The sequence below is a fragment of the Streptomyces sp. NPDC001700 genome (assembly GCF_053596435.1).
The window spans coordinates 442,132-463,005 of record NZ_JBSFGE010000005.1 but is presented as its reverse complement, the minus strand read 5'-3'; the positions used below and the strand labels follow the sequence as shown (position 1 = coordinate 463,005).

Below are 20,874 nucleotides of genomic sequence, written 5' to 3'. Positions count from 1 at the left end.
TAGAAAATGGCGCGTTACACCGGGGCCGACTGCAAGCGTTGCCGTCGGGAAAAGCAGAAGCTCTTCCTCAAGGGGAGCAAGTGCGAGAGCGCAAAGTGCCCGATTGAGATCCGTCCTTACCCCCCGGGTGAGCACGGTCGCGGGCGCACCAAGGACAGCGAGTACCTCCTGCAGCTCCGAGAGAAGCAGAAGGCGACCCGCATTTACGGCGTCCTTGAGAAGCAGTTCCGTGGCTACTACGCGGAAGCGAACAAGAAGACCGGCAAGACCGGTGAGAACCTTCTTCGCATCCTCGAGACGCGGCTGGACAACGTGGTCTACCGGGCGGGCTTCGCCAAGTCCCGGGACCACGCCCGCCAGCTGGTGCGTCACGGCCACTTCACCGTGAACGGCGTCAAGACCGACATCCCGTCGGCCCGCGTCGCCGTGAACGACATCATCGAGGTTCGTCAGAAGTCCCGGACCATGACCCCCTTCCAGGTGGCCGTGGCCGAGGCGGGCGAGCGCACCGTGCCGGCGTGGCTGGAGGCCATTCCGTCCAAGCTGCGCATCCTCGTGCACTCGCTGCCCGAGCGCCCGGTGATCGACACCCAGGTGCAGGAGCAGCTGATCGTCGAGCTCTACTCCAAGTAGGAGTAGCAGGGACGAGACGGGCGGTACGGCGCCGTTTGGCACGTACCGCCCGTACCATTGAAGGGTTCGGCGTCAAATAGTGGGCGCCGGAGACTGGAGGAAAACCCCATGCTGATCGCTCAGCGTCCCTCGTTGACCGAAGAGGTCGTCGACGAGTTCCGCTCCCGGTTCGTGATCGAGCCGCTGGAGCCGGGCTTCGGCTACACCCTCGGAAACTCCCTGCGGCGTACGCTCCTGTCCTCGATTCCCGGTGCGGCGGTCACGTCCATCCGGATCGACGGGGTCCTGCACGAGTTCACCACCGTGCCGGGCGTCAAGGAGGACGTCACCGACCTGATCCTCAACATCAAGCAGCTGGTCGTCTCCTCGGAGCACGACGAGCCGGTCGTGATGTACCTGCGCAAGCAGGGCCCGGGTCTGGTCACCGCCGCCGACATCGCCCCGCCGGCCGGTGTCGAGGTGCACAACCCGGACCTGGTCCTCGCCACGCTGAACGGCAAGGGCAAGCTGGAGATGGAGCTGACCGTCGAGCGCGGTCGCGGCTATGTCTCCGCCGTCCAGAACAAGCAGGTCGGCCAGGAGATCGGCCGGATTCCGGTCGACTCGATCTACTCGCCGGTCCTCAAGGTCACCTACAAGGTCGAGGCGACCCGTGTCGAGCAGCGCACCGACTTCGACAAGCTGATCGTCGACGTCGAGACCAAGCAGGCCATGCGCCCGCGCGACGCCATGGCGTCGGCCGGTAAGACCCTGGTCGAGCTGTTCGGCCTGGCCCGCGAGCTGAACGTGGACGCCGAGGGCATCGACATGGGCCCGTCCCCGACGGACGCCGCTCTGGCCGCCGATCTGGCCCTGCCGATCGAGGAGCTGGAGCTCACGGTCCGCTCGTACAACTGCCTCAAGCGCGAGGGCATCCACTCCGTGGGCGAGCTGGTCGCGCGGTCCGAGGCGGACCTGCTCGACATCCGCAACTTCGGTGCCAAGTCGATCGACGAGGTCAAGGCGAAGCTGGCCGGTATGGGCCTCGCGCTCAAGGACAGCCCGCCCGGATTCGACCCGACCGCCGCCGCCGACGCCTTCGGCGCGGACGACGACGCGGATGCCGGTTTCGTGGAGACCGAGCAGTACTAGACCTGCTGGTCCGCTGTGGTTGAGGTCTTGTCCTCAAGCGCCGGACGGGCTGGATTCTGTTCACTGACACCGGTACCTGATACGGCCGGTGCAGACATCTAGGAGAGACAACATGCCGAAGCCCGCCAAGGGCGCCCGTCTGGGCGGCAGCGCTGCGCACGAGCGGCTCCTGCTGGCGAACCTCGCCACCGCGCTGTTCGAGCACGGCCGGATCACCACCACCGAGGCGAAGGCCCGCCGCCTGCGCCCGGTCGCGGAGAAGCTGGTCACCAAGGCGAAGAAGGGTGACATTCACAACCGTCGCCTGGTGCTCCAGACCGTCCGGGACAAGAGCGTCGTGCACACTCTCTTCACCGAGATCGCGCCGCGCTACGAGAACCGGCCGGGTGGCTACACCCGCATCACCAAGATCGGCAACCGTCGTGGCGACAACGCCCCGATGGCGGTCATCGAGCTGGTCGAGGCCCTGACCGTGCAGCAGGAGGCGGTCGGCGAGGCCGAGGCCGCCACCAAGCGCACCGCGAAGGACGCCGCTGGCGACCAGGCCGTCGCGGACCTCAAGAAGGACGAGGCCCCCGAGGCCCCGGCCGAGGCCACCGAGGAGTCCAAGGACGCCTGAGGCCTTCCCCGCGTCAGCGGGGGTGAGCCTGACGCCTGAGGCGTCTGACGACTTGTCGTAACGGACGGGCCCGCTCCCAGATTCTGGGCGCGGGCCCGTTCCGCGTTGTGGAGAGGAACGGTTGCGTGAGTGACGAGGCGGCGCCCGGTTTCGTACGGATCCGGCTGGATCTGTCCTACGACGGCAAGGACTTCTCGGGCTGGGCCAAGCAGCGCGAGCGGCGCACCGTCCAGGGCGAGCTGGAGAGCGCCCTGCGCACGGTGACCCGGTCGTCGCGGACGTACGAGCTGACCGTGGCGGGCCGCACCGACGCCGGGGTGCACGCCCGTGGGCAGGTGTCCCACGTCGACCTGCCGGAGGACGTCTGGGCCGAGCACCGGGACAAGCTGCTGCGCCGCCTGGCGGGGCGGCTGCCGCACGACGTACGGGTCTGGCGGGTGGCGGAGGCGCCGCCCGGTTTCAACGCGCGCTTCTCGGCGATCTGGCGGCGGTACGCCTACCGGGTGGTGGACCATCCGGGCGGGGTCGATCCGCTGCTGCGCGGCCATGTGCTGTGGCACGACTGGCCGCTCGACGTGGACGCCATGAACGAGGCCTCGGCGCCGCTGCTCGGCGAGCACGACTTCGCCGCGTACTGCAAGCGGCGGGACGGCGCCACCACCATCCGCACCCTGCAGAAGCTGAGCTGGGAGCGCGGCGCGGATGGTGTGATCACGGCGACGGTGCGGGCCGACGCCTTCTGTCACAACATGGTCCGCTCCCTGGTCGGCGCGCTGCTGTTCACCGGCGACGGCCACCGCCCGGTGGACTGGCCCGGGAAGGTGCTGGCGGCGGGGGTGCGGGATTCGGCGGTGCACGTCGTACGCCCCCACGGCCTGACCCTCGAAGAGGTCGGCTATCCGGCCGACGAACTGCTCGCGGCCCGGAACAAGGAGGCCCGCAACAAGCGGTCGCTGCCGGCCGCGGGGTGCTGCTGACCCCAGCGGTGGGTATGTGATCGCGGACGACGGGTAGGCGATTGCACGCATCTGTGTCTGGAGCCGGAGCACAGGAGATCGATAACATTTGCCGCAGAGTCCGGGTGGCCGACCGGGAAGGGACGTAAAGCCGCGTGAGTACCAGTGAGGCCGCCGTACGTGAACGGCTGACGAGGGCTCTGCAGGAGCGTGACGAGGAGATCGCCGACCGCTGGGTCACGCTCCAGCTGGAGCAGGCACTGCTCGGCACCGACATCAGCGAGGCCGAACTCCGCGAGGAGGCCGACTCGTTGATCGACGCGCTGGTCCCGGGGCTGGAGAGCGACGCCCCGGTGGACCGGGTCGTCACCTCCCACCCGGGGCTGCACCAGGCGGTCGTCGGGCTGTCGCTGCGCCGGGCCCGGTCCGGGGCGACCCCGACCGCCACCTCGCTCGCCGTGCTGGCGCTCAAGGAGGCGCTGCTGAAGGCCGTCCAGCGCGAGACCCGGGACGCCGAGGAGCTGTTCGCCACGGCGGTCTTCATCAACCGGCTGCTCGACGTGGCCGGGGCGCTGTCCTTCGAGACGTATGTGGAGGGCCGCGAGGAGATCATCCGGCGGCAGAGCCAGCAGCTGATGGAGCTGTCCACACCGGTGGTGCGGCTGTGGAAGCAGGTGCTGGCGGTGCCGCTGATCGGCACGCTGGACACCGCGCGCACCCAGATCGTGATGGAGAACCTGCTCCAGGCGATACAGGACCATGAGGCCCTGGTCGCGATCATCGACATCACGGGTGTCTCGACGGTGGACACCGCCGTCGCCCAGCACCTGATGCAGACCGTCAACGCGGTGCGGCTGATGGGCGCGGACTGTGTGATCAGCGGCATCCGGCCGTCCATCGCGCAGACCATCGCCCAGCTCGGCATCGATCTGTCCACCATCCTCACGCGGGCGACGCTGGCCGATGCGCTGGCCGCCGCGATCAAGCTGATCGACGGCCCCGGCCCGGGGGACGCGGGGGAGAGCCGGTGACCGAACACCGCCCGATGGGCGTTCCGATTCTGCGGCTGGGCGATGTCCTGGTCACCGGACTGCTCAACGAGCTGGACGACCGCGCGGCCATCGCCTTCACCGAGGAGCTGACGGCCCGCATCTCCGCCGAGGGCGCGCGGGGCGTGCTCATCGACATCTCCCGGCTGGAGATCATCGATTCCTTCGTGGCGCGCACCCTGATGGAGCTGACCACGGTGTCCCGGCTGCTGGGGGCCCGGGTGATCGTGGCGGGGATGCGGCCGCCGGTGGCGATCACCCTGGTCGAGCTGGGGATCGAACTGGTCGGTGTGGAGACCGCGCTCAACCCGGAGCAGGGCCTGGCCGCACTGGGGTGGCGTCAGGCCCAGGATTCCCTGGGAGGGTCCCGACGTGGCGCCGCAGGGTGAGTCCACCGTCGCTTCCCGGCCGGGCCCGGCGCACCGCGCGGGCGACGGCGAGACCGGCGCGCCCGTGACCCATCAGGTCCGTACCGAGGAGGACCTGCTGGCGGTGCGGCACGCGGTGCGCGCGGCCACCGTCGAGGTCGGGTTCGGGATCGTCGACCAGACCCGGGTGGTCACGGCGGCGAGCGAGCTGGCCCGTAACGCCTATGTCCACGGCGGAGGCGGCACCCTGACGATCGAGCAGGTGCGCGGACCCGCCGGGCGGGGGCTGCGGCTGACCGTCGAGGACGACGGGCCGGGCATCGCGGACCTGGAGAGGGCGCTCACCGACGGCTTCACGACCGGCGCGGGGCTCGGCCACGGGCTGGGCGGCGCCCGCCGGCTGATGGACGAGTTCACGGTGCACACCGGCGCCGGGCAGGGCACGGTGGTGGTCGCCACCCGGTGGACGGTCCGGTGATCCGTACGACGGTGACCCCCACCGCCCAGGTACGGATCGACCATCACAGCGCGGTCCACCTGGCGGCCGAGACGGCCCGGCGTACGGCGCGGGCCTGCGGGCTGCCCGGCGCGCTGCCCGACCAGGCGGCGGTGGTCGCCTCGGAGCTGGCCACCAACCTCGACAAGCACGCCAGCGACGGCACCCTCTACATCCAGCCCGTGCCGCTCGGCGCGGGCGTGGAGATCCTGGCCGCCGACCGGGGCCCCGGCATGGTCGAACTGGAGCGCTGCCTCGCGGACGGGTACACCACCTCCGGGACCCTCGGGGTGGGGCTCGGCGCGGTGAGCCGTCTGGCCAGCCACTTCCTCATCCGCAGCGATACGCGGGCCGGGGCCGAGGTCGGGACCTGGGCCTGCGCCCGGCTCACTCCGCCCGGCGACCGGGGCGCCGGACTCCAGGGCGTGGGTTCGGTGTGCCTGGCCATCGAGGGGGAGGAGGACTGCGGCGACGCGTGCGCCGTCGCCGACACCGGCGAGACCCGTACCGCCGCCGTCCTCGACGGGCTGGGCCACGGGACGCAGGCCGCGGAGGCGGCCGGTCTCGCCCTGCGGATCTTCCACGCCGACCCCGGGCGGCCGCTGGGCGAGCTGCTGACCGGTATGCACCGCGCCCTGCGGCACACCCGGGGGGCCGCGGCCGGGCTGGTGCGGCTCCACGCGGACCACGCCGAGTACTGCGGGATCGGCAACGTCCGTGTGCTGGCCCTGACCCACCAGGGCGTGCAGTCGCGGCTGACCGGCCAGCCCGGTGTGGTCGGCTGGTCGATGCCCGTCCCGCACGTGCACCGCTTCCCGCTGCCGCCGGGCGCGACCGCAGTGCTCCACAGCGACGGCATCGACGCCGGATGGGCGCGCGATCCGTCCCCCTTTCTGCTCCGACTCCCGCCACCCCTGCTGTCCGCCGCACTCGCCCATGGCCATCGCCGCAACCGCGACGACGCCACGGTTCTCACGGCCCGGCCCCCACAGAGGCACCCATGACCACCCGGACCATCGGCTGCGACAGTGCGGACAGGCTCAGCCGGGCCGTGCGCCGCATCGCCCGCGACCACGGCCTGGAGCCCAGCGTGCGCGGACGGCTGGTGCTGTCCGTCGCGGCTGTGGCGGAACCGGCTGTGGCGGAACCGGCCGTCGCGGAACCGGCCGGGGGCGCGGCTGGGCACACCTCGCTGAGCTGGACGTTCCAGTGCGATGACGACGACAGGGCCGGGCTGCTGACGCTGGCGGTCGGTTTAGACGATTCCGCCGCCCTGCCGTCCGCCGAGGCCGCGGCCGCGCTTCCGCTGCCCGCCGACGCGGTGACCGGCCGGGAGGTGGTGTGGCGGCTTCCGGCCACCCCGGCGCCGCCGGACGCCGGGGGTGTGGAGGCGGCGGGCTCCCCGGCCGACGACGCGGCGCTGGTGGAGGAGGAGCTGCGCGCCGTGGTGGCCCGTACGGACGCGCTCACCGCCGAACACCGCCGTCTCAAGGACGAACTCGCCGAGACCAACAGCGGGGTGCTCGCCCTCTACGTCCAGCTCGACGAGCGCGACGCGCAGCTGCGCAAGGCGCACGGCCAGACCCTGCGCGAGCTGGAGGACGCGCTGCGTCCGGCCCCGCTGGAGGTGGACGGCCTCGAACTCGCCGTCCACTACGCGCCCGCGGGCACCGACGCGCCCACCGGCGGCGACTTGTACGACTGGTTCGTGCTGCCCGACGGCACCGTCCACATCACCGTCGTGGACGCGCTCGGGCACGGGGTGACCAGTACGCGCGGCGCGCTCAACGTCACCCACGCGGTGCGCACCCTGGCGCTGGAGGGCCACCACCTCCAGTCGATCGTGGCCCGCACGGACGAGATCCTGCTGCCGTTCGACCGCAGTGTGATGGCCACCGTCCTCCTCGCCCGGATCGACCCGGCCACCGGTGAGCTGAAGGTGGCCAACGGCAGCCATCCGCCCGCGCTGCTGACGCGCGGCGACGGCAGCGCGCGCTATCTGGAGGCGCGGGGGCGCGGCATCGGCTTCCCGATGCCGGGCAGCGACCGGCTGCTGACCGAGAAGATGGCGCCGGGCGATCTCCTGCTCCTCTACACCGACGGGCTCACCGAGAGCCGACGGAACCCCGTGGAGGGCGAGAAGCGGTTGATCGAGGCCGCGTACGAGCATCTGCGTGCCCCGATCGAGGAGATCCCCGGTGCCATCGCGGACGATATGCACACCGTGATCCTGCACCCGGACGACACCCTCGCGCTGGCCGTCCGGATCCGGTCCTGACAGCTCCTAGGAGGAGTGCAGGACCGCGGGCCGGTGGTGCCGCTGCCGCAGCCGCCGTCGCCGCAGCGCCCGGTCGTGCGGCTGCGCCCGGACCAGCTCCTCGAAGAGGGGGTGGGCGCCGTGCAGCGCCTCCCGCAGCCGGTCCGTGTGGACATGGCCCGCGCGGGCCCGCTCCGCCTCCGTGTGCAGCTTCCGGTAGCCGTCGACCGCCCGGGCGTGCCGGACGGACAGCGCCTCCATCAGCTGCTCCGGGGACTCGGCCGGATAGCCGCGCTCGGCCGCCAGCGCGCCGAGCAGCCGGTCGGCCTCCCGCACCGAGGGCGCGGGCGATTCGACGAACCGCTCCCGCAGGCCGGACCAGCGGGCCGCGTACCGCTCCCGGGACTCCGGCGTCAGCGCCCGTATCGACAGGTCGCCGTAGCGCCGCAGCCGCTCGCTTAGCTCCCACTGCGCCGCCTTGGCATCGCCGCCGTGCCGTACGACGGCCCGGTCGTACTCGGGGCCGAACCGGCTCAGGAGGCCGTCGCGGCTGCTCTGCCGCACGGGCCGCGCGAACACCAGCGCCACCATGGCCACCAGCGCCGCCACCAGGATGATGAGCGTGACTGACATCGGATTGCCTTCCGCAGAGAGTTTTCCTCGCTCGAGGCTTGACATCACTCAGTGTTACCGCCGTGGCCAGAGCCAAACGCGATGAATCCGCTGGCCCGCACACTCAATTTACGTGTGGTGCACAGGTAATGGCCAGGTCCCCGGACTTGCCGAGCTCCGGGCGGACACCGTGGGTGACCGGGTGGAGGTCGGTCAGATGGCGGTCGAGGATGTCCCCGATGACCCGGCCGATGCGGATGGCGGTGGTGGAGTCGGACGTTTTACGGAGGGTCAGGTCCCAGCAGACCGTGCCCTCCTGGCCGTCGCGCGCCGCGTGCACCCGCTCGTACGGGATGGTGAAGCGGAACCGGGTCGCGTCCACCGCCGTGACGCCCGTGGTGAACGGGAGGGCCGCGCCGCGCGGGGTGGCGACCGCGCTCGGGGCGGCGTCCGGGGCGAAGCGGGCGCCGTGCAGGGTGCCCTCGACGGTGAGCCCGTCGGCCTCGGCGCGGAGCACCCGGGCCTCGGCGTGGGCCGGGCGGCGCCAGGAGCGCAGCGCGAGATAGCCGTCGACGGTGGGGTACGGGATCCACCAGGAGAACGGGGAACCGGGCAGCGGCTCCAGTCCGACCAGCCCGCGCCCCTCGGCGAACCGGCTGATCACCCGGCGGCGCACCCCGTCCGAGGGGCGCACCACATGCAGGTCCCAGCGGCCCTCGGCGAGGTCGATCGCGCCGCGGTCCAGCGTCGCGGTCCAGGGCGCGCCCGGCGCGACCGGGGGCCGCAGCGGCACCCGCACCGGGGCGCCCCCGCCTCGGCGGTGGGTGAGCGTCAGCGTGAGGCTGGCGCCCTGCACGTCCGCGGGCTCGACCAGCACGGTCATGGTGCCGTCGGCGCCGACGCGGCAGGAGGCGACCGGGTGCAGCGGCTTGCGGATGAGCTGTTTGACGGTGCTCTTGAAGGCCTTGCGGTGCGCTCCCTGGACCCGGCCGGTTCCGCCGGTCCCGCCGGTCCCGTCGCTTCCGTGGGCGAGCGGGCGCGGGGTGCGCGCCGGTGCCGCGAGGGAGCGTGCGCGCAGGGAGCGGGGTACGAGCGACCGGGCCCGGCTGACCGTCGACACCGGGGGCGCCGCGGCGGCGGACCGGGTGCCGGGGGCGGCTGACTGGCCGCGCCGGGCGAGGAGTTCGGCGAACAGCTCCTCGTACGCGGTGGCCATCCGCGCCGGTGCGTACCGCTGCGCCGCGACCCGCGCCGCCCGGCCCATGGAGCGGCGCAGCGGCTCGTCCTCGATCAGGGTGAGCAGCCCCTTGGCGATGCCGTCGGCGTCGCCGAGGGGGACCAGCAGTCCGTCCCGGCCGCTGGTGATGATCTCGCCGGGCCCGTGCGGGCAGTCGGTGGCGACGACGGGCACGCCGCAGTGCATCGCCTCGACGATCGTCATGCCGAACGACTCCTCGCGGGAGGTGACGGCGGCGATCGCGCCCTTGGCCCATTCGGTCTCGATGGGGGAGTGGGCGCCCATCATCGTGATGTGTCCGGCGAGCCCGAGTTCGTCGATCTGGCGGCGGAGGGCGGGCGCCTGGGGGCCTCGGCCGTAGATCCGCAAGCGCCAGTCGGGGTGTTTGGTGGCGACCGTGGCCCAGGCGCGGACCAGCAGGTCGTAGCGCTTGACCGGGATGAGCCGGCCGGCGGCCACGACCAGCTTGGCGTCGCCGTCGGAGGGCTCGATGCCGGTGGCGGGCACGCAGTTGGGCAGCCCGGTCAGCAGGGTGGGGATGCCGGGCAGCCGGTCGCGGTGGGTCCGCGCGTCGGCCTCGGAGACGGAGGCGTTGGCGTCGAGCCGGGCGAGGGCGGCGTCGCATGCGGTGCGGATCTCGGCGCGGTGGGTCTCGTACAGCCGGTGCTCCTGGCCGATCCGCAGATAGCGGCCCTCCTGACCGAGGGCGGCCAGGCAGATGACCAGGCCGGGTCGGGTGGCGATGACGACATCGGCGTCGGTGTCGGCCAGATAGGCGGCGAGGCGCTGGTCGGTGAGCGCGTTGAAGTTGACGGTGCCTTTCGACTCCGCGTCCGGGACATGGGCGCTGACCTGCTTCAGCAGCGGGTTGCCCAGGTCGCTCGACTCGCGCGGGGCGCCCGGGCGTTGGTCGATCAGGGGTCTGATCCGGACGGCTCTGGGGAGGGGCAGGCCCGGGGTGTCGATGGTGCGTATCAGGGAGACGATCTCCACGTGGTGACGGGCGGCCAGCGCCCCGGCCAGATTGAAGGTCGACCGGATGGTGCCGCCGATCCCATAGGCGTTGTGCAGCAGAAAAGCGATCTTCATGGTGATGTACGCGCGGCGCCCTCGAACTGCCGCGACGTGCCCTCCCCTCCGGTGTGTGGTGCTGTGGTGCGCTGGTGTGATGCCGTTATGGCGTGAACTGAGGAACGATCGGTCGTTAAGACAGCCTGGAGGCGGAAAAGTTGCTTATGCATGTGGTGATATGGGATGCACCACATTCAGTGTGAGCCGCACAACCTCTCGCCGCATGGCGAGTCCGCGCCCGGCGCGGACAGAATCGTCCGAAGCCCCCCGTATCCGCGCAGTGCGCGCTTAACATTCCCCGTAAGCGGGAAAACCGGACAGGGTACGCCGAACGCCACGGAGCGAACGGCGCGGAGTCGGGGCGGGTTTCGGGGGGAGCGCGCGGAGTGGACCAACCCATCCAGGACGCAGGGCGGTCGGGATGACCGGCCTCGGGCCGTTCGGCCTCTACCGGGACCTGGCCCGGATCCTCGGGCGGTTGACGGACAGCGCCGCCTGGCGGGATCGGCTGATCCATAACATCGAGGAGCATTACGGGATCACGCTGCCCGTGGAGCGCAGCAGCGCCAAGCAGTGGGACCTCCAGGCCATCGCCGAGGCCTGCGACCGCTATCCCGACGGGCTGCGCGTCCTGCTGCGCGCGGTCGGCGAGGACTACGAGGGCACGGTGGTGCTGGCGGAGGCCTGGCAGCTGGTCGACCAGTGCTGTCCGGTGCCGCTGCTGACGGACGGGGAGCGCCGGGACCTGTGCGCCCTGCTGCTCGACGACACCGCCCTGACGGAGCTGACCACCCTCTCCCGCCACGCGTTCGAGCTGCTCGGCCGGGCCGGTGAGGGCGACGACAGCTGGAGCGGCCGGGTGGAGCGGCTGGTGCGCGACCTGGAGGACGACGTCGAGGTGGAGGGCCGGGCGCCCGCGCTGATGGCGTTCGTGGAGCGGGTGGCGGCGGGCGAGCGGCCCGCGCTGCGCAAGGGGCTCCGGCAGTGGAACAACCAGGTCGCCAAGCGGCTCGGCTGGCCGCCCGGCCTGCTCGACGCCGCCCGCGAGCGGGAGGCGGCCGCGGCGGGGCTGCCGGTCGGGGAGCGCAGCCTGGTGGTGGAGATCTCGTCACGCCGCGCGGCGGCCGCCCTGTTCAGCATCCGGGCGCGGCTCATGGACGACCGGTCGCGGGAGTCCCCGCTGCTGTGCGACGCCCGGGCCCGGGGGCGGGACGAGCTGGAGGCGCGGGTCGAGGCGGTCCACCGGGAGGCCATCGAGCGGCTGGGGCTGCTCGCCCCGGGGCTCCAGGTGGAGTTCGTCCTGCCGCTGCATCTGATCTGGCTGGATGTCGACCGGTTCGAGGTGCGCCCGATGGGGCTGCCGCCTCGGCCGATCGGTGAGGACCACACGGTGGTGGTCCGCCCGTGGGAGCGGCTGCGGCTGCCGCATGTCAACCACCATCTGCGGGGCCGTTGGCGCTGGCTGCAGAGCCACGGCCGGGAGTACCAGGAGGCGGCCGTGGAGTGGGTGGACCCGGGGGTGGTGCTGGAGCCCCGGCGGCTGCGCAGACGGCTGCGGCACGCCGAGACGCCGGTCTGTTTCGTGCTGTTCGAGCCGCCGTCGCACACCGGGGACGAGGCGACGGACTATCTCTCCGTCCTGCTGGAGGCGGGTATTCCGGCCCTGGTCGGGGTACGCAGCGGGGGCGAAACGGTCGCAGGGCGTCAAGAAATACGAAACTTCCTCAGAACGGCACTCACCGATCTCCCCGAGCGGGTAAGACTATTGAGGGGCGGACTGCGACCTGGAGGAAGCGGCGAGATGCTGTCGGCGGACCTCGACGCGAACCTCGATGGGGATCTCGATGTGGACCTCAGTCTCGTATGGGACAGCCCGGACGGCCTGGAGGAGCTGCGGTCCGTCCTGCTGCATCCGCCGATCAGGGGGGAAACATGACCGATCGGCATGACATCGACAGTGTCCGGGACCGCGGTGGCGCCCCGCCCTGGTGGGTGTTCCACGACAGCGGCCTGGAGCCGTCCGGCGAGCACGCGGCGCCGCGCATTCCCCCGCCGCCGCCCTGGCGGGTCTTCGAGGACACCGGCACCCCGCTGCCCCCGCCCGCCGCCGCCCCGGCCGGGCGGCGCCGTCTGGGCAGGCCCGGCGGCGGCACCCTGGACCGCTCCGTGGTCGAGGTGGTCAACATGGCCCTCCACGTCCGCCGCCCGCTGCTGGTCACCGGGCGCCCCGGCACCGGCAAGTCCAGCCTGGCGTACCGGATCGCCGCCGAACTCGGCCTGGGTCCGGTGCTGGCCTGGCCGGTCGTCAGCCGTACGACCCTCAAGGACGGGCTGTACGACTACGACGCGATCGGCCGCGTCCAGGACACCCCGCCGCCGGTCGGCGGCGCGGCGGAGGACCGGGTGCTGCCGGACCTCGGCCGCTATCTGACCCTGGGCCCGCTGGGCACGGCCCTGCTGCCCTGGACCCGGCCCCGGGTGCTGCTGGTCGACGAGCTGGACAAGAGCGACATCGACCTGCCCAACGATCTGCTCCATGTCTTCGAGGAAGGCGAGTTCCGCATCCGCGAACTGGAGCGCCACCGGCAGCGCTCGGTCGTGAAGGTGATGACAGCGGACCACACCGACACCGTTCCGGTCGAGAACGGTCATGTCCGCTGCCATGAATTCCCGGTGGTCGTGATCACCAGCAACGGGGAGCGCGAGTTCCCGCCCGCGTTCCGGCGCCGCTGCCTGGAGGTCCGGATGCCCGACCCCGACGAGGAGCGGCTGACCGCCATGGTCACCGCCCACTTCGGCGGCGACCGGGGCCGGGACGCCAGGGAGCTGATCCGCGAATTCCTCGACCACAGCAGGGAGCACGGGGGCCTGGCGACCGACCAGCTGCTCAACACCGTGCACATGCTCTCCAACGGGGCGGCGAAGTCCGACGAGACCTCCTGGGCGCGGCTCCGTGACGCCCTGTGGCACGCGCTGGGCACGGAAACACCGACATGACCGGGTACCGGTACGGCCACCGGTACGGCCGGGAGACCGACGGCCCCACCCCCCGGGAATGGGCAGAGGCCGTACTGCTGCAACAGCGCATCCGGCAGGCCGCCGCCACCCCCGGCCCGTCCGGCCCGTCCGCCTCATCCGCCTTGTCCGACTCATCCGCCTCATCCGACGATTCCGCCGCCGCACCGGACACCCCGACTGCCTCCGCCGCGCCGCTCGCGCCGCCCCGGGACGGGCGCGAGGACGGCCCGCGACCGCTCGAACCGCCCGGCCGGGCCGTGGAGGCCGCTTCCGAGCGGCCCCTTTCCGGCGGTTCCGCGGCCACCGCAGAGGCCCGCTGGCCCGGTTACGTCCCGGGCCGTACGACCGGTACCGGCGAGCCGGCCACCGCCGCGGTCCACGCCGCCTGGCCCTGGGGCGCCGACGGGACCGACGAAGGCCAGGTCGAGCTGAGCGACCCGCTGGGGCTCGGCCGCGCCCTGCGCCCCTTCGGGCGCCGCCGCCCCTCCGCCCGCCGCTTCACCCTGGACGAGGAGGGCACCGCCGTCCGCGCCGCCGAACAGGGCTTCTGGGAGCCGGTGTTCCACGGTGCCGGGGAGCCCTGGTTCGATGTCGTCCTGGTCGTCGAGGACAGCGTCTCCATGTCCGTCTGGGACGGCGCGGCCCGGGCGCTCACCGATGTCTTCCAGCGGCAGGGCGCGTTCAGCGACGTACGGACCTGGCGGCTGGACACCTGGCACCCCGGCGAGGTCGTCCTGCGCCCGGACGGCAGCGCCGCGGACCGCGATCCGCAGGAGCTGCTGCACCCCCAGCGCCGCCGGTTGATCCTGCTGCTCAGCGACTGTGTGGGCGAGGGGTGGTCGCGGGGCACCGTGCCCCGGCTGCTCGACCTCTGGGCGCGGCACGGACCCGTCGCCGTGCTCAACCCGCTGCCGCACCACATGTGGGACCGGTGCGACGCCATTCCGCTGGACGTATCGCTGCGCTCCGGGTCGGGCGGGCTGCCCAACGCCGAGCTGGGGCTGCGCCTCCCGGGCCCGGCCCCGGGTCCAGCCCCGGAGGACGCGGCCGCCCGGCCCGTGCCCGTCCCCGTGCTGGAGATCGAGCCCGAATGGCTCGCCACCTGGGCCCGGCTGGTGACCGGCAGCGGCTGCGGCTGGCTGCCCGCCGCCGCCCTGCTCACCGACGCCGACGGGCTCGCCGCCCGCTGCACCGCCGCCCCGCGCACCCCGGAGGACGGTGAACCGCTCGCCCCGGCCGAGCGCGTCCGTAACTTCCGCGCCGCCGCCTCCCCCGCCGCCCGGCTGCTCGCCTCCCATCTGGCGCTCGCGCCGCTGACCCTCGATGTGATGCAGCGGGTCAAGAAGGCCGTGCTGCCCCGGCTGGGCCCGCTGCCGCTGGCCGAAGTGCTGCTCAGCGGGCTGCTGGAGCGCCCCGCCCCGGCCGCGGCCGCCACCGGCTTCACCGGATTCGCCTTCCGCGACGGCGTGCGCAACCAACTCCTCGGCGGGCTCGGGCGCGGCGAGCTGTTCCGCGCCCTCCAGGGGGTGTCCGCGGTGGCGGCCAAGGTCATCGGCGCCCGCCCCGATCTGCTGCCGCGCTATCTCGCCACGCCCGACGGGCCCCTCGACGACCGGCTGACCCCCGCCGAGCGGGAGCTGGCCGCGGCCGCCCACCCCGCGCTCCTCGCGCTCGGCCGTCCGTACAGCAGGCTCGCGCAGAAGGTGCGCGTCCTGGTCGATCCGCCGCCGCCCCCGCCCGACGACCGCAGCGACCTTCCGGGCGTCCGCACCAAGGGAGAGACCATGTCAGGGAGCGCTCCGGACACGGAACGGCTCACACCGGCCACCTCGGCCGGGCCCCCGCAGGAGAACGGCGCCGCCCCGGACGGCCCGCCGGGTTCCGTCCCCGACCAGCCCTCCGCCGGTGCGCCCCCCGGCGGCACCGTGCGCGCCCCCGGCGGCGTCCCGCTGCCGAACGCCAACTTCACCGGCCGCGAGGAGCATCTGCGGATGCTGCGGTCCTACCTCACCGAGGGCCGCCGTGCCGCCGTGCTGCCCCAGGCGCTGTACGGGCTGGGCGGCGTCGGCAAGACCCAGCTGGCGATCGAGTACATCCGCCGGTACGCCGAGGAGTACGACCTCGTCTGGTGGGTGCGGGCCGAACAGCCCGCCGTCATCCGCACCTCGCTCTCCGCGCTCGGCGCCACCCTCGGTATCGAGGGCCCGGACGTGGACGGCGTGGTCGACAAGGTCATCGCCGCGCTGGCCTCCGGCACCCCGGCCAAGCGCTGGCTGCTCGTCCTGGACAACGCGCTGGGCCCCGAGGAGGTCCTGCCGTACATCCCCCACATGGTGGGGGTGCCCGGAGGCGCGGGCCACGTCATCATCACCTCGCGGGACGGCGGCTGGGCCGACCAGGTCAGCTCCCTCAAGGTGGACGTCTTCACCCGGGAGGAGAGCGTCGAGTTCCTCCGCCGCCGCGACTCCACCATCACCGACGAGGACGCCTCACGGCTGGCCGACGCCCTCGGCGACCTGCCGCTGGCGATCGAGCAGGCCGCGGCCTGGCAGGTCAACAGCGGGGTGCAGGTCGGGGAGTACCTGGGCCTGCTGGCCAGCCGCCGCTCCGAGGTGTTCGCCGAGCCCATGACCGTCGGCGGCGCGGAATCCGTGGCGGCCGTGTGGCAGGTCTCCATGGACTCGCTGCGCCAGCGCAACGCGGGAGCCCTCGAACTGCTGCGGCTGCTGGCCTTCTTCGGCCCCGAGCCGGTGCCGCTGTCCCTGCTGCACAACGCCCGGCTGCTCAGCCTGCCCGCGGCCCTGGCCCGCACCGTCAAGGAACCGCTCAACCGGGCCCGCGCCATCCGCGACATCGGCCGCTACTCGCTCCTCACCATCGACAACCGGGCCGGTACGGTGCAGCTGCACCGGCTGGTGCGCAGCGTCCTCCAGGACGGGCTGCCCGCCCAGGCTGCCGAGTCCACGGCCCATCTGGCCCATCTGCTGCTGTCCGCGCACGACCCGGGCGACCCCGAAATGCTGCGCAACTGGGAGCAGTACACCGAGATCCTGCCGCACGTCGAGACCTCCGGCATGCTGGAGTGCCAGGACCCGGACGTCTGCCACACCGTCCTCAACGTCGTCCGCTATCTGCTGGCCCGTGGCGACTTCCGCAGCGGCGTCGCGCTGGCCCGGCGCGCCCTCACGGAGTGGCGCCGCGGCCTCGGCCCCGACGATCTGCGCACCATCAGTCTGATCCGGCTGCTGGGCGCGGCCCAGCGCTCCCTGGGCCGCCTGGACGAGGCCCGCGAGCTGAACGCGGATGCGCTGCGGCGGCTGCGCGCCACCGTCGGCGAGGAGCACGAGGACACGCTCAACCTGGCGGGCGGAGTCGCCGCCGATCTGCGGGCCACCGGCCGCTTCCGGGAGGCCCTGGCGCTGGACGAGGACACGTACGCCAAGAGCGTGCGGGTCTTCGGCACCGACGACCCCAACACCCTGATGGCGGGCCACAACTACGCCGTGAGCCTGCGGCTGTCCGGTCTGTTCGCCGACGCCCGCGAGCTGGACCGGAAGGTCTGGCAGGTCAGGGCCATGGTCCTGGGCGCGACGGCCCGCTCCACCCTGTTCACCGTCAACAACCTCGCCCGCGACATGCGGGAATGCGGTGAGTACGCGGAGGCGCGCACGCTCCAGGAGCAGACCGTCGCCACCTACCGGCAGTACTACGGCGAGACCCATCCGCACACCCTGCGGGCCATCAAGAACCTGTCGGTCAGCTGCCGCAAGGCCGGGGACTACGCACGTGGCCTGGAGCTGGCCGTGCTGGTCCTCGACCACTACCGCCGCACCGTCGGCGACCGCCACCCCGACGCCCTCGCGGCCCTCACCAACCTCGGCAACGACCTGCGGGTCACCGGCGACCTCCAGGCCGCGGGCCAGCGCGGCGCCGAGGCCCACCAGGGCTACCGGGACGTGCTCGGCGAGCACCATCCGTACACCTATCTGGCCGCCCTCAACCACGCCGTGACGCTCCGGGCGCTCGGCGAGCACCCGCGCGCCCACCGGCTCGACCAGGACACCGCCACCGGTATCGCGGGCGCCCTCTGGGCGGACCACCCCTGGGTGCTGCTCTCCCGGGCCAACCTCGCCACCGACCTCGCCCGGCTGGGCAACCACGAGGAGTCCCGGGCGCTCAACACCGAGATCGCCGCCCGGCTGGAGACCCTGCTCGGCGACGGCCACCCCAGCACCCTCGCCGTGCTGCGCAACCTCGCGCTCGACCTGGCGGCCGCCGGGGAACCGGACCGGTCGCGGGAGCTGCGGGAGACCGTGCTGGGCCGCTACCGGGCGACCATCGGCGACGATCACCCCGAGGCGCGGGCCGCCGCCGACGGCGTCCGGGCCGAATGGGACATCGAACCGCCACCATCCTGATCGCCATCGCTCCCGGACTCGGCGCGCAGGGCCGCGCAGCGTTCCACCACCGGGCGCAGCCAGTCGGCCAGGCCGGGGGCCGGGGCGGGGCCCGCGGCCTCGCGTACGGCGTGCAGCAGCTCCGGCATCGCGGCGGCCGGGCCGGGCTCGGCGTCCGGCGTGAGCGCGGGCGACCGGTGCAGCAGCCGGGCCGCCTCCCGGGGGGCGGGCAGCCCCGCCCCGTACGCGGCCGCCAGCGCCTCCACCACCGCGCCGGGCGGCACGGGCGCGTGCCGCAGCCGCCACCGGATCCGGTGCGCGGCCGCCGCCGACCGGGCCTCGGCGGCGGCCGCGGGCGTGATCCGGGTCGCTGTCCAGCCGTCGAGCGTGCGCCGCATCGCGTCCAGCAGCAGACGGCCCTCGGCGGTCGGCCAGGGGGAGCGGGCCAGGGCCGCCACGGTGTCGGCGGTGGGCCGCAGCCAGCGGGCGAAGTGGGCCTGCGCGGCCTCGTCCGCTCCGGTGCGCAGCGCCTCGTCGCGCCAGAAGCCGGTGACCGCGAGGAAGGCGTACGCCCCCTGGAGCAGCCCGGCGGGCGGCCTCGGGTCGTCCCGCCAGGGGGCGTAAGCCCGTACGCCCGGCGGGGCGTCGAGCAGGTCCACCACCGTCAGCAGGGCGGACAGCTTCGCATGCTGGGCCTCGTGCACCAGCGCCGCCGCCAGCGACCGCGCGTCCGGGTGCGGGGCGAGCCCCACCGCTCCGACGGCGTCGCCGTACGACGCGCTGGTCCACGGCGAGGGGCCGGTCAGCGGCACGATCGAGGCCACGGCGCCCGTCACGTCCCGGGCCCGCGCCGGGTGACGCTCCGCCAGCAGCGCCCACGCCGCCGCGATTCCGGCCCGCCAGGCGCGCCGCTCCGCCGCGCCGAGGGGGCGCGGGGGCAGCGGGGCGCCGCCCTGCCGGAAGGGGTGCAGCGCGTCCAGCCGCACGTCCAGCGTGCGGCCCGCGGCGGTGACGCGGACCCGGGGCTCGGGGTGCCAGCCGGGCGCCCGCGCACCGGGCGCCCCCGGAATCCGTACGGTACGGCCGCCGCCGTCCAGCGCCGACGCGCCGCCCGCGCCGTGGAGTTCGGCGAGCGCGGTGCCGGGCGGCAGGACGGCGAGGCCGAGGCCGGGCAGCACCACGGCGCCGTCCCGGGCGGCGACCGTGATCCGGTACCGCAGACCGGCCCGGTGCGCGGCGGCGCCCGCGAGCGCCGCCAGGTCGGCGGCCTCCGGCGGCAGCGGCGCCCCGGGGCCCGCCGAGGTCGCGGCGCGGACGCAGTACGCGGCCCACGCGCCGGTCGCCGGGAGGTCCAGCGCCCCGGCGAAGGCCTCGGGGGAGTGGCGCTGGACGTCGGCCAGCAGCGCGAGCCCGGCCGCTGTCCCGTCGTCGTTCCCCCGATCCTTCAGCGCCCGGAGCAGCAGCAGGGTGCGGCTGCGTACGGCCTCCCGCAGCAGCTCCGGCCGGGCCGGTCCTCCGCCGTGGCCCAGGGACTCCAGATCGGCCCGGGTGGGGGAGAGGAAGCGGTTCACCGGGCCGCCCCGGCGCCCGGAAGACGGGCGAGATCGGCCCTGACGACATCCGCGACATGGCGGATGAACGCCATGAGATCGGGACAGTAGACCGACGGATTGCGGAAGCCCGCACCCGGCCGGTAGCGGTGCGGGTACAGCCCGCCGCCGCACACCGCCTCCACCGGGCAGGCCCGGCACGCCGCGGCGAGCGCGTCCCGCCCCAGCTGGCGGGCCACGATCCCGGGGTGGTCGAGCAGCGCGTCCAGATCGTGCCGGTACACATCGCACCCGGTGTCCGGCGCCCCCGCGTACGCCGTCTTGAGCAGGTCGGACTGGGTGAGGCGGCCGTCCGTCTCGACCACCACCAGCCGGGACGGGCCCCCGCCCACCGACTCGACGCGGCTGGTGCCGCCCAGCAGCAGATCGAGGACGCTCTCGAAGAACGGCAGCCGGACGGTCTGCTCGGGAGCCCCGTACCAGAGGTCGAAGACCGTGGTCAGCCAGTGTGCGTACGGGACATGGCGGGCGTCGGCCGTGCGGCCGGGCGGTGGGCTGCCCCAGTGCCCGAGCGGCAGCAGCAGGTCGATCGCCGGGGGCGTGAACGACATCAGGTGGCGGTAGGTGGCGGCGGGGTCGGCGGTCACGTCCACCGTGCACAGCACCCCCGCCCACAGCGCCCGGTGCTCGGGGCGGCCCAGCAGGGTCAGCGTGTCGGCGACGGCACGGTGGCTGCCGCCGCCGTCCGCGCGGCCCCGGCGCCGGTCGTGGACGGTCTGGTCGCCGTCCATGCTGACGCCGAGCAGCACGCCGCGGTCGTGGCACATCCGCAGCACCGCGTCGTCGACGAGGGTGCCGTTGGTCTGGGCGAGGACGTCGAGCCGGGTGGGGCGCGGCAGCAGCGCGCGCAGCGTCCGCACCAGGCGGCCGAGGAACTCCGCCCCGGCGAGCAGGGGTTCACCGCCGTGCAGCAGCACCCGTACGGACGGCAGCCGGTGCGCGGCGGCGTGTTCGGCGATGCGGCGGCAGGCGCGCTCGGCGGTCGGCCAGGCCATGGCGCGGGGCTGGTCGCGCCAGCTCTGGTCGGCGCCCCGGTACACGTAGCAGTGGTCGCAGGCGAGGTTGCACCGGCTGTGCACCTTCAGCAGGAACTCGCGGAACGGCAGCCGGGGCACTCCCGCCGCCCTCAAGCCCGGTACGTCCAGGGCCTCATCGGGCCAGAAGGCCTCGTGCGATAAGCCGGGGGTCACGGCCGGTCGGACGGTCCGGTGGGGAGGAGCTGGGCGCCCGAGTCGTAGGCGGATATCGCGGGTTCGGCCGCCGCCACCTCGTCCACGACCCGGTGCAGGGCGTTGACCAGCGCGCTGCCGGAGCCGGTGAGGATGTCGTCCAGGGGGAGGCCGGTCAGATCCGGCATCAGGGGCTCCCGCTCCCCGGAGATCCCGTGCATCGTCTCCCCCTCGAAATCAGTGCGTGAATC

The 20,874-nt window shown here is 73.5% G+C and carries 17 protein-coding genes; 12 read left to right on the top strand and 5 right to left on the bottom strand.

Annotation, left to right across the window (positions count from 1 at the left end; all coding sequences use genetic code 11):
* Positions 1-6 precede the first annotated feature (6 nt).
* The 9 genes from rpsD to ACWC5C_RS13135 all read left to right on the top strand — a co-directional run bounded on the left by rpsD (position 7) and on the right by ACWC5C_RS13135 (position 7,530).
* Complete coding sequence (gene rpsD / locus ACWC5C_RS13175) at positions 7-633, top strand: 30S ribosomal protein S4 (protein WP_385446563.1); 627 nt, start codon at positions 7-9, stop codon at positions 631-633.
* A 108-nt stretch (positions 634-741) separates the two neighbouring features.
* Positions 742-1,764, top strand: coding sequence for a DNA-directed RNA polymerase subunit alpha (locus ACWC5C_RS13170; protein WP_009715858.1), 1,023 nt, complete (start codon positions 742-744; stop codon positions 1,762-1,764).
* Positions 1,765-1,876: 112 nt separating this feature from the next.
* Positions 1,877-2,383 (top strand): 50S ribosomal protein L17, encoded by a 507-nt coding sequence (gene rplQ / locus ACWC5C_RS13165; protein WP_450875515.1) that lies wholly within the window; start codon positions 1,877-1,879, stop codon positions 2,381-2,383.
* Between the two features lie 125 nt (positions 2,384-2,508).
* Complete coding sequence (truA, locus tag ACWC5C_RS13160) at positions 2,509-3,360, top strand: tRNA pseudouridine(38-40) synthase TruA (RefSeq protein ID WP_450875514.1); 852 nt, start codon at positions 2,509-2,511, stop codon at positions 3,358-3,360.
* Between the two features lie 134 nt (positions 3,361-3,494).
* Positions 3,495-4,370, top strand: a complete 876-nt coding sequence (locus ACWC5C_RS13155; RefSeq protein ID WP_385446566.1) for an STAS domain-containing protein — start codon at positions 3,495-3,497, stop codon at positions 4,368-4,370.
* A gap of 14 nt (positions 4,371-4,384) precedes the next feature.
* The gene (locus tag ACWC5C_RS13150; protein WP_385446613.1) at positions 4,385-4,777 is read left to right on the top strand and encodes an STAS domain-containing protein; all 393 of its coding nucleotides are present in this window, start codon (positions 4,385-4,387) and stop codon (positions 4,775-4,777) included.
* Positions 4,761-5,234, top strand: coding sequence for an ATP-binding protein (locus ACWC5C_RS13145; RefSeq protein ID WP_450875513.1), 474 nt, complete (start codon positions 4,761-4,763; stop codon positions 5,232-5,234). The genes ACWC5C_RS13150 and ACWC5C_RS13145 overlap by 17 nt, the downstream gene beginning before the upstream one ends.
* Positions 5,231-6,256 carry a SpoIIE family protein phosphatase gene (locus tag ACWC5C_RS13140; RefSeq protein WP_450875512.1) on the top strand — a complete coding sequence of 342 codons (1,026 nt, stop codon included), beginning with the start codon at positions 5,231-5,233 and terminating at the stop codon, positions 6,254-6,256. Before ACWC5C_RS13145 ends, ACWC5C_RS13140 begins: the two co-directional genes overlap by 4 nt.
* Entirely contained in the window at positions 6,253-7,530 is a 1,278-nt protein-coding gene (locus ACWC5C_RS13135) for a PP2C family protein-serine/threonine phosphatase (protein WP_450875511.1), read from the top strand. The genes ACWC5C_RS13140 and ACWC5C_RS13135 overlap by 4 nt, the downstream gene beginning before the upstream one ends.
* Before the next feature lie 6 nt (positions 7,531-7,536).
* On the opposite strand, the gene ACWC5C_RS13130 is transcribed toward ACWC5C_RS13135, so the two are convergent.
* Positions 7,537-8,142 carry a hypothetical protein gene (locus ACWC5C_RS13130; RefSeq protein WP_450875510.1) on the bottom strand — a complete coding sequence of 202 codons (606 nt, stop codon included), beginning with the start codon at positions 8,140-8,142 and terminating at the stop codon, positions 7,537-7,539.
* A 103-nt stretch (positions 8,143-8,245) separates the two neighbouring features.
* The gene (locus tag ACWC5C_RS13125) at positions 8,246-10,447 is read right to left on the bottom strand and encodes a glycosyltransferase (protein ID WP_450875509.1); all 2,202 of its coding nucleotides are present in this window, start codon (positions 10,445-10,447) and stop codon (positions 8,246-8,248) included.
* Positions 10,448-10,850: 403 nt separating this feature from the next.
* On the opposite strand from ACWC5C_RS13125, the gene ACWC5C_RS13120 reads away from it, so the two are divergent.
* Genes ACWC5C_RS13120 through fxsT form a run of 3 tightly spaced genes read left to right on the top strand, consistent with a single transcriptional unit; the run spans position 10,851 to position 17,865 of the window.
* Positions 10,851-12,365: a VMAP-C domain-containing protein gene (locus ACWC5C_RS13120; RefSeq protein WP_450875508.1), complete on the top strand. Its 1,515-nt coding sequence runs from the start codon at positions 10,851-10,853 to the stop codon at positions 12,363-12,365.
* Positions 12,362-13,426 (top strand): AAA family ATPase, encoded by a 1,065-nt coding sequence (locus tag ACWC5C_RS13115; RefSeq protein ID WP_450875507.1) that lies wholly within the window; start codon positions 12,362-12,364, stop codon positions 13,424-13,426. The genes ACWC5C_RS13120 and ACWC5C_RS13115 overlap by 4 nt, the downstream gene beginning before the upstream one ends.
* Positions 13,423-17,865, top strand: coding sequence for an FxSxx-COOH system tetratricopeptide repeat protein (fxsT, locus tag ACWC5C_RS13110; protein WP_450875506.1), 4,443 nt, complete (start codon positions 13,423-13,425; stop codon positions 17,863-17,865). Before ACWC5C_RS13115 ends, fxsT begins: the two co-directional genes overlap by 4 nt.
* Here fxsT and ACWC5C_RS13105 read toward each other — a convergent pair.
* Genes ACWC5C_RS13105 through fxsA form a run of 3 tightly spaced genes read right to left on the bottom strand, consistent with a single transcriptional unit; the run spans position 17,796 to position 20,844 of the window.
* Entirely contained in the window at positions 17,796-19,415 is a 1,620-nt protein-coding gene (locus ACWC5C_RS13105; protein ID WP_450875505.1) for an aKG-HExxH-type peptide beta-hydroxylase, read from the bottom strand. The two genes, fxsT and ACWC5C_RS13105, sit on opposite strands and share 70 nt — an antisense overlap.
* Positions 19,412-20,644, bottom strand: a complete 1,233-nt coding sequence (locus tag ACWC5C_RS13100) for an FxsB family cyclophane-forming radical SAM/SPASM peptide maturase (RefSeq protein WP_450875504.1) — start codon at positions 20,642-20,644, stop codon at positions 19,412-19,414. Before ACWC5C_RS13100 ends, ACWC5C_RS13105 begins: the two co-directional genes overlap by 4 nt.
* A complete protein-coding gene (gene fxsA / locus ACWC5C_RS13095; protein WP_450875503.1) occupies positions 20,641-20,844 on the bottom strand; it encodes an FxSxx-COOH cyclophane-containing RiPP peptide in 204 nt (67 codons plus the stop codon). Before fxsA ends, ACWC5C_RS13100 begins: the two co-directional genes overlap by 4 nt.
* Positions 20,845-20,874: the final 30 nt, after the last annotated feature.